The organism is Frigoribacterium sp. RIT-PI-h (assembly GCF_001297205.1).
In the GTDB taxonomy this organism is placed as follows: Bacteria; Actinomycetota; Actinomycetes; order Actinomycetales; family Microbacteriaceae; genus Frigoribacterium.
Window position 1 is genome coordinate 1 of sequence record NZ_LHOZ01000132.1, and the last position, 11,330, is coordinate 11,330.

The following is an 11,330-nucleotide window of genomic DNA, read 5'->3' on the forward strand; positions in this document are numbered from 1 at the left end:
CCGTCCCCCCGCACCGCAGGAGCATCCCGATGACCGCCAGCCCCCTCCGCCCCCTCGCCGTCGCCTCGGGCGTCGCCGCGCTCGCACTGGCCCTGACCGGGTGCGTCGCGAACGCCCCCGCCGGCTCCTCCGCGGCCACCGCCGTGACCGTCGACGGCTCCGACGACTCGTGCTCGCTGTCGACGACCTCGGTGCCGAGCGGCCCCGTCACGTTCACCATGACGAACACCGGCAGCGACAACAGCGAGTTCGAGCTGCTCGCCGACGACGGCCTCCGCATCATCAGCGAGAAGGAGAACATCGGCCCCGGCACCACGGGCTCGATGACGGTCTCGGTGCCGGCCGGCGACTACTGGACCGCCTGCGTGCCGGGGCTCGTCGGAGAAGGTGTGCGCGCCTCCTTCACGGTGACCGACTCGGGCACGGCCGTCGAGGCCACGGGCACCGAGAAGCAGCAGATCGACGCCGCGGCGACGGCCTACGTCGGCTACGTCAAGGACCAGACCGGGCAGCTCGTCACGGCCACCGACGAGTTCCTCGCCGCGTACACCGCCGACGACGACGAGAAGGCGCGATCGCTCTACCGCTCCGCGCGGGCGCACTACGAGCGCATCGAGCCCGTGGCCGAGTCCTTCGGCGACCTCGACCCGAAGATCGACTTCCGCGAGGCCGACGTCGAGCCCGGCACCGAGTGGACCGGCTGGCACCGCATCGAGAAGGACCTCTGGCAGCCTTCGGCGGCAGACGACGGAGGCGCGGCGTACGTCCCCCTGACGGCCGACGAACGCACGCACTACGCCGACCTGCTGACGACCGACACGAAGGACCTCTACGACGAGGTCACGGCGAGCGACTTCACCGTCGGCATCGACACGATCGCCAACGGCGCGGTCGGCCTGATGGACGAGGTGGCCACCGGCAAGATCACCGGCGAGGAGGAGATCTGGTCGCACACCGACCTCTACGACTTCCAGGGCAACCTCGAGGGCGCCCGGGTGGCGTTCGACGGCGTGCGCGACATCGTCGACCAGAAGGACCCCGACCTGGCCACCTCGATCGACACGCAGCTGACGAAGGTCGAGACGCTGCTCGCCGGCTACGGCAGCCTCGACTCGGGCTACCCCTCGTACACCGACCTGACCGACGCCGACAAGAAGAAGCTGTCGGACGCCGTCAACGCGCTCAGCGAGCCGCTGAGCAAGCTGACCTCGGCGCTGGTCGCCTGACGGTGACGGACGGAGGCGGCCTCTCGCGCCGCGGTCTGCTGGGGCTCGTTGGCACGGGCGTCGGGGCCGGCGTCCTGGGTCTCGGGGTCGGCGTCGGCACCGACCGCGCCGTTCAGGCGCACGCCGGCGGGCCGCCCGGGGCCTCGGCGCCGTCCCCGTTCTTCGGTCGACACCGGTCGGGCATCGTCACCGCCGCGCAGGACCGCCTGCACTTCGCCTCGTTCGACGTCGCGGACGGCCTCTCCCGCGCCGACCTCGTCGAGCTGCTGAAGGACTGGAGCCACGCGGCGTCGAGACTCACGGCAGGCCTCGACGTCAGCCCGACGGGTGCCACGGGCGGCAGCCTCCTGGCACCGCCGGACGACACGGGCGAGGCCACGGGTCTGCCCGCCGCCGGACTCACGGTCACGATCGGCTTCGGGCCGACCCTGTTCACCACCGCCGACGGCACCGACCGCTTCGCGCTCGCCTCGAAGCGGCCTCCGGCCCTCGTCGACCTGCCGCACTTCTCGGGCGACCAGCTCGTGGCGGCCGCGAGCGGCGGCGACCTCTGCATCCAGGCGTGCAGCGACGACCCCCAGGTCGCGGTGCACGCGATCCGCAACCTCTCGCGGATCGCCTTCGGCCGCGCCTCCTTGCGGTGGTCCCAGCTGGGCTTCGGTAGGACCTCGTCGACCACCCGCGGCCAGACCACGCCTCGCAACCTCTTCGGCTTCAAGGACGGCACGGCCAACGTGAAGGCCGAGGACGTCGCCGCGGTGGACGACGGCGTCTGGGCGACCGCGTCCGACGGCGCGGGATGGATGGACGGCGGCTCGTACCTGGTCGCGCGCAAGATCCGCATGACGATCGAGACCTGGGACCACGCCTCCCTGGCCGAGCAGCAGGCGGTCGTGGGCCGCGACAAGGGTGAGGGGGCCCCGCTCTCGGGCGGGACCGAGTTCACGGCGCCCGACTTCGCCGCCGCCGCCTCGACCGGTGGCGGTCCGGCCATCGCGCCCGACTCGCACGTCGCCCTGGCGCACCCGCAGAACAACGACGGGGCCACGCTGCTGCGCCGCGGCTACAACTTCGTCGACGGCAACGACGAACTGGGCCGCCTGAACGCCGGGCTGTTCTTCATCGCGTTCAACCGCGACCCACGGCGGCAGTACGTGCCGATCCAGCAGGCGCTCTCGAGGAACGACCGGATGAACGAGTACGTCAAGCACGTCGGCTCGGCGATCTACGCCGTGCCGCCGGGAGCGTCGGAGGGCGGCTGGGTCGGCGAGACGCTCTTCGGCTGACGCGGTACCCGACGGCTCGGGACGCGCCGAGGCCGAGGGACCCACCCGCAGGGGTCAGACGGACGTGACGACGTACGTGGCGATCGCCTGACCCTCGCTGTCGGTCGAGACGGTGAGCACGACGCGGTACGCGGCGCCGGTGAAGGTGCCGAAGCCGCTCTCGGCGTCGGTGTCGACCCCCGAGGCCGCGAAGCCGGCGGCCTCGAGCTGCTGCTGGGCGACGGCGAACTGGTCGGCGCCCGAGACGGTGATCTGGGCGACCCATCCGGTGCCGTCGGGACCCGCTCCCCCACCACGGGTCGTCCCGGGGACGAGCGGCACCTCGGCCGGGAAGCTCGCGGGCAGGGTGCCGTCGGTCGTGATGCCGGCACCGTTCAGTGCCTCGCCGGCGGCGTCCTCGACGGCCTTCTGCGCGGTGCCCTTGAGGTTCTCGATGCCGCTGTCGACCGCGCCGCCCACGATGTTGTCGACGGGCGAGCCCTCACCGCAGGCGGTGAGACCGGACACGAGGCCGACCGCCAGCGCGAGCGTGGCGGCGGAACGGGCGAGGGTCGTCTTCTGGATCAGCACCCGGTGAGGTTAGCCGTGGTCGCTGGGGGCGGGCGCAGAACGTGCCGACCATGCACGAAGGAGGCGGTCCGCGGTGATGCGGACCGCCTCCTCGGCGGGTGGTGCGGTGCTGCGGTGGTGCTTACGCGTTCTGCTTCTTGAGGCGAGCGGTGCTGCGCTGGCGGGCCGACGCGTCGAGCTCGACCTTGCGGATGCGGATGGCGTCGGGGGGGACCTCGACGCATTCGTCGTCACCGGCGAACTCGAGGGACTCCTCGAGCGACAGCACCTTGGAGGGCGTCATCGACTCGAAGTTGTCGGCCGTCGACTGACGCATGTTAGTCAGCTTCTTCTCTTTGGTGATGTTGACGTCCATGTCGTCGGCGCGCGAGTTCTCGCCCACGACCATGCCCTCGTAGACCTCTTCGGTCGGCTGTACGAAGAACGACATGCGCTCTTGCAGGTTGATGATCGCGAAGGGGGTGACGACACCCGAGCGGTCGGCGATGATCGAACCGTTGGTGCGGGTCGAGATCTCGCCGGCCCAGGGGCCGTAGCCGTGACTGATGCCGTTGGCGATGCCGGTGCCGCGCGTGTCGGTGAGGAACTGCGTGCGGAAGCCGATCAGGCCGCGCGAGGGGACGATGAACTCCATGCGCACCCAGCCCGAGCCGTGGTTCGCCATGTTCTCCATGCGGCCCTTGCGGGCGGCCATCAGCTGCGTGATGGCACCGAGGTACTCGTCGGGCACGTCGATGGTCATGTGCTCGAACGGCTCTTGGAGCTTGCCGTTCTCGTCGCGACGGGTGACGACCTGGGGCTTGCCGACGGTGAGCTCGAAGCCCTCGCGGCGCATCTGCTCGACGAGGATGGCCAGGGCGAGCTCGCCACGACCCTGGACCTCCCACGCGTCGGGGCGTCCGATGTCGACGACCTTGAGGCTGACGTTACCGATCAGCTCGCGGTCGAGGCGGTCCTTGACCATGCGGGCGGTGAGCTTGTGGCCCTTGACCTTGCCGATGAGCGGCGAGGTGTTCGTGCCGATGGTCATCGAGATGGCGGGGTCGTCGACCGTGATGGTCGGCAGCGGCCGCACGTCGTCGGGGTCGGACAGCGTCTCGCCGATGGTGATGGTGTCGAAGCCGGCGACGGCGACGATGTCACCGGGGCCCGCGCTCTCGGCGGGGTGGCGGGCGAGCGCCTTGGTGGTCAGCAGCTCGGTGATGCGGGCGTTGACGACCGAACCGTCGGCCTTGACCCAGGCGACCGTCTGGCCCTTCTTCAGCGTGCCGTGGAAGACGCGCAGCAAGGCGAGGCGACCGAGGAACGGCGAGGCGTCGAGGTTGGTCACGTGCGCCTGCAGGGGGTGCTCGTCGTCGTAGGTCGGCGCGGGCACGTGCGTGAGGATCGCGTCGAAGAGCGGCTCGAGGTCGTCGTTGTCGGGCAGCGAGCCGTCGGCGGGCTTGTTCGTCGACGCGGCGCCGTTGCGGCCCGAGGCGTAGACGACGGGCACGTTGAGGATGGCGTCGAGGTCGAGGTCGTCGACCTCTTCGCTCAGGTCGCTGGCGAGGCCGAGCAGCAGGTCTTGCGACTCGGCGACGACCTCGTCGATGCGCGCGTCGGGGCGGTCGGTCTTGTTGACCAGCAGGATGACAGGCAGCTTGGCCGCGAGGGCCTTGCGCAGCACGAAGCGCGTCTGGGGCAGGGGGCCCTCGGACGCGTCGACGAGCAACACCACGCCGTCGACCATCGACAGGCCGCGCTCGACCTCGCCGCCGAAGTCGGCGTGGCCGGGGGTGTCGATCACGTTGATGGTGATCGGGCCGTCGGTCGCGTGCTCGCCGTTGTAGAGCACCGCGGTGTTCTTCGCGAGGATCGTGATGCCCTTTTCGCGCTCGAGCTCGTTCGAGTCCATCATGCGGTCTTCGGTGTCGAAGTGCGCGTCGAAGGAGTTGGTCTGCTTGAGCATGGCGTCGACGAGGGTCGTCTTGCCGTGGTCGACGTGGGCCACGATCGCCACGTTGCGCAGGTCGCTGCGGATGGCAGTCGCCATGGATGTGTTCCTTACGAGAAGAGAGAGGGGGGAAGTGGTCGGGTCAGAGCCCGGCGAAGACAGTCTACGGCACGTGGTAAAGGGACCCCTCCGTCATGGCTTTCCCGAGGGCGAGGGGGACGCTTCCGGTCCCCCACATGACCGCTTGTCACCTTTTCGTCCCGGTGGGAGCGTGAAGTCCTGGGCCACTCGCCCACCGAACGGAGGACACCATGAAGAAGCGCATCGCATCCGTGTTGTTGGGGCTCGGCTTGATCGCCGGAACCGTCGCCGCTCCTGCTGCGGCACAAGCGGCGGTCGCCAGCACCTCACCCGGTTACTCGTCCCTGAACGCCTGCAACGCCGGGGCCAAGACGTACCGTCAGACCGGACTCACGATCACGTCGGCCTGCACGTACTACTCGGGCTCCAAGACCTGGAACTTCACCTACAGCGCCTGACGCCGACCGACGTTCCGCGACCACGAAGGGCCCCGCCGTCCGGCGGGGCCCTTCGTGGTCACGGAACGGCTCAGCGGCCGAACTCGAAGTTCGCGCCCGGGATCGCTTCGAGCAGTTCACGCGTGTACTGCTGGGCCGGGTTCGCGAAGATGTCGTCGGTCGTGCCCGCCTCGACGACGCGACCCTTCTGCATGACGCTGACGTTGTCCGCGATGAGGCGGACGACGGCGAGGTCGTGCGTGATGAAGAGGTAGGTCAGCCCGAGTTCGGTCTGCAGGTCGGTGAGCAGGTCGAGGATCTGCCCCTGGACGAGGACGTCCAGGGCCGAGACCGCCTCGTCGAGGACGATGACGTCGGGCTTGAGCGCGAGCGCCCGGGCCACGGCGATGCGCTGACGCTGACCACCGGAGAGCTCGTTCGGGTACCGGTTGACCGTCGACGCGGGCAGGGACACCTGGTCGAGCAACTCTCGGACGCGGGCCTGACGACTGGAGCGGTCGCCGATGCCGTGCGTGACGAGCGGCTCGGCGATCGTGTTGCCCACGCTGTACATCGGGTCGAGCGAACCGTAGGGGTCCTGGAAGACCGGCTGGACCCGACGTCGGAAGTCGAAGAGGTCTCGGCCCTTCAGCGCTCCGACGCTTTGACCACCGACGGACACGGTGCCCGACGTGATCGACTCGAGCTGGAGCACGAGCTTGGCGACGGTCGACTTGCCCGAGCCGGACTCCCCCACGAGCGCCATCGTCGTGCCCCGCGGGATCGAGAACGACACGTCGTCGACGGCCCGCAGGTCGGTCGTCTTGAAGCCACCCTGGCGGATCTTGTAGACCTTCGACAGGTTCGCCACCGAGATGTACTCGGAGTCCTTCTTCCCGGCCTCCTCGCGCTGACGGGCGCGAGCGATGAGTTCGGCGTCGTCGGCCCCCTCGTCGGAGATCTCGAGCCCGTGGGAGTGCGTGGGCGCGATGCTCGACTGGATGCGCTGGCTGGCGAGCGACGGCGCGGCCGCGACCAGCCGCTGCGTGTACGGGTGCTGCGGGTTGGCGAGGATCTCTTTCGACGGCCCCGACTCGACGACGCGACCCTTGTACATGACGACGAGCTTCTCGGCCCGCTCGGCGGCGAGACCGAGATCGTGCGTGATGAAGAGCACCGAGGTGCCGTAGTCGCGGGTCAGGGTCTCGAGGTGGTCGAGGATGCGGCGCTGGACCGTGACGTCGAGGGCCGAGGTGGGCTCGTCGGCGATCAGGAGCTTGGGCCGCGACGACAGGCCGATGCCGATCAGCACACGCTGCCGCATGCCGCCCGAGAACTGGTGCGGGAACTGCTTGAGACGGTCGCCCGCGTCGGCGAGTCCGGCCTCTTTCAGGACGTCGACGGCTCGCTGGCGCACGGCCTGCTTGCCGGTCGCGACACCGTTCGCCCGGATGGCCTCCTCGACCTGGAAGCCGATGCTCCACACGGGGTTGAGGTTCGACATGGGGTCTTGCGGCACGTAGCCGATGTCACGACCGCGGATGGCCTGCATCTCGGAAGCAGTGACCTTCGTGAGGTCCTTGCCCTCGAAGAGGATCTGGCCGCCCGTGACCTCGCCGGTGCCGGGCAGCAGGTCGATGATCGACGTGGCGGTCGTCGACTTGCCCGAGCCGGACTCGCCCACGATCGCCAGGCTCTCGCCCTGACGGATCGTGAGGTCGACCCCGCGCACGGCGTCGACGTACCCGGCCTGCGTCTTGAAGCCGATCTTGAGGCCCTTGATCTCGAGCAGGGGCGTCGACGACGAAGCGGTGCCCGCCGTCTCGGGTCGGGTGGAGGTGTCGGTCATCGACGTGCCCTCGCCTTCGGGTCGAGGGCGTCGCGCACGACGTCGCCCATGAGGAGGAACGACAGCACCGTCACGGACAGCGCCGCGGCGGGCCAGAAGAGGGGCATCGGCGCGACACGGAGAGAGTTGCGCGCCGCGTTGATGTCGTTGCCCCAGGACATGGTGCTCGGCGGCAACCCGATGCCGAGGAACGACAGCGTCGCCTCGGCCACGATGAACGTGCCGAGCGAGACGGTCGCCACGACGATGACCGGGGTGATGGCATTCGGCACGACGTGCCGGACCAGGATGCGGAAGCGGGACACCCCGAGCGCAGCCGAGGCCGTGACGTAGTCGGCCGCACGGGCACTGAGGACCGAACCGCGCATGACGCGCGCGATCTGCGGCCAGGCGAAGACCGACAGCACGAGGGCCACGGTGAGGGGCGTCCGCGTCGGCAGGATCGACATCAGCACGATGGCACCGAGGACGGTGGGGATCGCGAAGAAGATGTCGCCGATGCGCGAGACGACCGCGTCGAGCCATCCACCGTAGAAGCCGGCCAGCGAGCCGATCACGATGCCGACGACCGTGACGATGATCGTCGCGATCAGACCGACGGTGAGTGAGGCACGCGTGCCCCAGACGATGCGGGCGAACACGTCGGTGCCCTGGAACGTGAAACCGAGCAGGTGGCCGGCCGACGGGCCCTCGTTGCTCCGGGGCAGGTCGGCAGCCGTCGGCGAGACGCTGGTGAACAGCCCGGGGAAGAGCGCCACCACGATGACGACGACGATGAGGAACGCCGCGATCCAGAACGTCGGGCGACGCTTCATGGCGTCCCACGCGTCGTTCCAGCTGCTGCGGGGTTTCTCGGACTCGTCGATCGCGTCGACGGCCTTGACGGGCGTCTCGTCGAGATCGGCGACGAAGTGGTCGGCGGACAACGCCGACGAGTCGTTACTTGGCATAGCGGATCCTCGGGTCGAGAAGGGCGTACAGCAGGTCGACGAGGAGGTTGGCGATCATGAAGATGATCACCATCACGGCGACGAACGAGACGACGGTGGGGCCTTCGCCGAGCGTGATCGCCCGGTAGACGGTGCCGCCGACGCCCTGGATGTTGAAGATTCCCTCGGTGACGATGGCACCGACCATCAGCGAACCGATGTCGACGCCGAGGTAGGTGACCACGGGAACGAGCGAGTTGCGCAGGATGTGCACCGTGACGACGCGGCCACGGGTGAGCCCCTTGGCCGACGCGGTGCGCACGAAGTCGGCGCTGGAGTTCTCGGACACGGAGGCGCGGGTGAGCCGGACGATGTAAGCGAACGACACCGAGGCGAGCACGATGGCGGGCAACACCAGTTCGTCCCACGGAGCCTGCGAGCTGACCGTCGTGCGGAACAGGCCGAGTTGGATGCCGAAGACGTACTGCAGCAGGAAGCCGATGACGAACGTCGGCACCGAGATGAGCAGCAGGCTGACGACGAGGGCGCTCGTGTCGAAGAGCTTGCCCTTGCGGAGGCCCGCGATCAGACCGACGACGATGCCGGCGACGGCCTCGAAGAGCAGGGCGAGCATCGCGAGTCGGAACGTGATGGGGAACGCGCGGATCAGCTCGTCGACCACGGGACGACCGGAGAAGGTCGTGCCGAGATCGCCGGTGAACAGGCCGCCGATGTACAGCAGGTACTGCACGATGAACGGCTGGTCGAGGTTGTACTCGGCGCGGATGGCCTCGATGACGGCCGGCGACGGGGTCTTGTCACCGAACAGCGCTGCCACGGGGTCACCGGGCAGCGCGAAGACCATGAAGTAGATGAGGAACGTCGCCCCGAAGAAGACGGGGATCAGTTGGAGGAGCCTGCGTCCGGTGTACCAGAGCATCAGGCTTCCTCGGACGTCTGCGCGTGCATCGTTATCGCAATCGTGTGGAGGGAGGGGTGGGTGGGCCCGCCGAAGGGGCCCGGACAGTGCGAACACTGCCCGGACCCCGTCGAGCGTCGGTCGAGCGCGTGAGCGACGACCTTACTTGGTTACTTGGTGATGTTCTCGTAGATCGGCACGGAGTCCCAGCCGTACTCGACGTTGCTCACCGTGTCGGCCCAGACGCCGTTGACGTTCGCGTACCAGAGCGGGATGATCGGCAGGTCCTTGAGCAGGACCTCCTGGGCCTTCTGGTACGAGGCGTTCGCGTCGTCGACGTCGCTCGCCGCGCTGCCCTCGGCGAGCAGGTCGTCGAACTCGGGGTTCGAGTACTTGCCGTCGTTCGAGCTGCCGTCGGTGGCCATCGTCGGGTACAGGAAGTTGTACAGCGACGGGTAGTCGGCCTGCCAGCCCGAACGGAAGGCGCCGGTCATGGCACCACCCGAGGCGTCGGTGCGGAACTCGGCGAAGGTCGGGTAGGGCTTGCCCTCGGCCTTGATGCCCAGCGTCTTGGAGATGTTCGCGGTGACCGCGTCCACCCACTCCTGGTGTCCACCGTCGGAGTTGTAGCCGATGGTGAAGGTGGTGTCGCCGTAGGGCGAGATCGCGTCGGCCTGGTCCCAGAGGTCCTTGGCCTTGTCGGCGTCGAACGAGAGGACGCTCTCACCCTCGAGCTTGTCGGTGTAACCGGGGATGACGGGCGAGGTGAAGTCCTTGGCCGGCGTCCGCGTGCCCTGGAAGATGACCTTCGTGACGTCGTCGCGGTTGATGGACATCGAGATGGCCTGACGACGCAGGTTGCCTTCTTCGTCGTCGCCGAAGTGCGCCAGGTACTGCGGGATCGTCATGCCCTGGAAGACCGCGGCGGGCTGGTTGACGTTCGTGTCGGGGAAGTCGCTCTGGTACGTCTGGAACGCCGCCGGGCCGATCTGGTCGAGCACGTCGAGGTTGCCACCCTGCACGTCGGCGTAGGCCGAGTCGAGCGAGGTGTAGAAGTTGATGTCGAGCCCGCCGTTCTTCGGCTTGCGGTTGCCGTCGTAGTCGGGGTTCGTCTTCAGCTTGATGCCCTGGTTGTGCGTCCAGGCGCCTTCACCGTCGAGCATGTACGGACCGTTGCCGACCGGGTTCTCGCCGAAGGCGGCGGGGTCGGCGTAGAACGACTCGGGCAGCGGCGAGTAGGCCGAGTAGCCGAGACGCAGGGGGAAGTCGGCCTCGGGGGTGTTGAGCGTGACCGTGAACACGGTCGGGCTTTCGACGGTGAGGTCGAGGTCGCTCTGCGCGGTGTCGCTGTAGCCCTTGAAGTTCTCGAAGAACGAGCTGCCGGACGAGTTCGCGACGTTGTCGAAGCTGGCCGCCCAGTTCCAGGCCTTGGTGAACGACTCGCTCGTGACGTCGGTGCCGTCGGTGAACTTCCAGCCGTCCTTGAGCGTGACGGTCCACACGGTGGCGTCGTCGCTCTCGATGCTGTCGGCGACCTCGTTCTTGGTGGTGCCGTCGGCGTTGTAGCTGACGAGACCGGCGAAGATCGAGGTGACGATGCGGCCACCACCGGTCTCGGTCGTGTTCGACGGGACGAGCGGGTTCTCGGGCTCGGTGCCGTTCGTCTTGATGATCGCGGTAGCGTCACCGGACGACGAGTCGTCGTCCCCGCTGCCGCTGGCGCAACCGGTGAGGACGAGTGCTGCCGTCCCCACGACGGCGACGGCCGACAGGCCCATGCGCGTCTTCTTCAATGTTCCTCCTGATGCGGGAAAGGACGCAGCACTGTGCCCAGGGGCCGTGCCGCGTTGGATGGTGTGAGCCTAGGCACCCTGTTCGGGCATCACCAAACCCCGACGTCAACGGTTACACGACGGAAACCAACTCGCGGGATCATTGCGTCGACGCCCAGTTCGTTGCGTATAGGGCCTGAAGTTCGCATGAATCGGCTGCGAGAAATCCGCCACCTGGCAGGTATTGTTCTCCGCCACCGCTGGAGGCGCGGGTCGGCCCACCCACGCCGGTCCCGTACGATCACCCCCGTGAGCCGCCCCCACGACC

9 protein-coding genes are annotated in these 11,330 nt (G+C 68.5%); 3 read left to right on the forward strand and 6 right to left on the reverse strand.

Annotated features, from left to right (window positions below; genetic code table 11):
* The first annotated feature begins 29 nt into the window (after positions 1–29).
* Complete coding sequence (gene efeO / locus AEQ27_RS16100; protein ID WP_054147591.1) at positions 30–1,226, forward strand: iron uptake system protein EfeO; 1,197 nt, start codon at positions 30–32, stop codon at positions 1,224–1,226.
* Complete coding sequence (gene efeB, locus AEQ27_RS16105) at positions 1,223–2,512, forward strand: iron uptake transporter deferrochelatase/peroxidase subunit (RefSeq protein ID WP_054147596.1); 1,290 nt, start codon at positions 1,223–1,225, stop codon at positions 2,510–2,512. The genes efeO and efeB overlap by 4 nt, the downstream gene beginning before the upstream one ends.
* 54 nt (positions 2,513–2,566) lie before the next feature.
* Here efeB and AEQ27_RS16110 read toward each other — a convergent pair whose 3' ends face one another.
* Together AEQ27_RS16110 and typA are read right to left on the reverse strand one after the other, a co-directional pair.
* Positions 2,567–3,082: a hypothetical protein gene (locus AEQ27_RS16110; protein WP_152970428.1), complete on the reverse strand. Its 516-nt coding sequence runs from the start codon at positions 3,080–3,082 to the stop codon at positions 2,567–2,569.
* 121 nt (positions 3,083–3,203) lie between these two features.
* The gene (gene typA / locus AEQ27_RS16115) at positions 3,204–5,114 is read right to left on the reverse strand and encodes a translational GTPase TypA (RefSeq protein ID WP_054147592.1); all 1,911 of its coding nucleotides are present in this window, start codon (positions 5,112–5,114) and stop codon (positions 3,204–3,206) included.
* Between the two features lie 212 nt (positions 5,115–5,326).
* Here typA and AEQ27_RS16120 point away from each other — a divergent pair, with 212 nt between their 5' ends.
* On the forward strand, positions 5,327–5,554 hold the full coding sequence (locus tag AEQ27_RS16120) for a hypothetical protein (protein WP_054147593.1): 228 nt from the start codon (positions 5,327–5,329) through the stop codon (positions 5,552–5,554).
* 70 nt (positions 5,555–5,624) lie between these two features.
* Here the strand turns inward: AEQ27_RS16120 and AEQ27_RS16125 are convergent, their stop codons facing one another.
* The 4 genes from AEQ27_RS16125 to AEQ27_RS16140 all read right to left on the reverse strand — a co-directional run bounded on the left by AEQ27_RS16125 (position 5,625) and on the right by AEQ27_RS16140 (position 11,023).
* Entirely contained in the window at positions 5,625–7,382 is a 1,758-nt protein-coding gene (locus tag AEQ27_RS16125; RefSeq protein ID WP_054147594.1) for an ABC transporter ATP-binding protein, read from the reverse strand.
* Positions 7,379–8,332: an ABC transporter permease gene (locus tag AEQ27_RS16130; protein ID WP_043595470.1), complete on the reverse strand. Its 954-nt coding sequence runs from the start codon at positions 8,330–8,332 to the stop codon at positions 7,379–7,381. Before AEQ27_RS16130 ends, AEQ27_RS16125 begins: the two co-directional genes overlap by 4 nt.
* A complete protein-coding gene (locus tag AEQ27_RS16135; protein WP_043595472.1) occupies positions 8,322–9,251 on the reverse strand; it encodes an ABC transporter permease in 930 nt (309 codons plus the stop codon). Before AEQ27_RS16135 ends, AEQ27_RS16130 begins: the two co-directional genes overlap by 11 nt.
* Positions 9,252–9,400: 149 nt before the next feature.
* Complete coding sequence (locus AEQ27_RS16140) at positions 9,401–11,023, reverse strand: ABC transporter substrate-binding protein (protein WP_054147595.1); 1,623 nt, start codon at positions 11,021–11,023, stop codon at positions 9,401–9,403.
* Between the last annotated feature and the right edge of the window lie 307 nt (positions 11,024–11,330).

Excerpts from the sequence above, each read along its gene's own strand:
- efeO (WP_054147591.1), top strand. The coding sequence starts at position 30 with ATGACCGCCAGCCCCCTCCGCCCCCTCGCCGTCGCCTCGGGCGTCGCC.
- typA (WP_054147592.1), bottom strand. The coding sequence starts at position 5,114 with ATGGCGACTGCCATCCGCAGCGACCTGCGCAACGTGGCGATCGTGGCC.
- AEQ27_RS16120 (WP_054147593.1), top strand. The coding sequence starts at position 5,327 with ATGAAGAAGCGCATCGCATCCGTGTTGTTGGGGCTCGGCTTGATCGCC.
- AEQ27_RS16125 (WP_054147594.1), bottom strand. The coding sequence starts at position 7,382 with ATGACCGACACCTCCACCCGACCCGAGACGGCGGGCACCGCTTCGTCG.
- AEQ27_RS16130 (WP_043595470.1), bottom strand. The coding sequence starts at position 8,332 with ATGCCAAGTAACGACTCGTCGGCGTTGTCCGCCGACCACTTCGTCGCC.
- AEQ27_RS16135 (WP_043595472.1), bottom strand. The coding sequence starts at position 9,251 with ATGCTCTGGTACACCGGACGCAGGCTCCTCCAACTGATCCCCGTCTTC.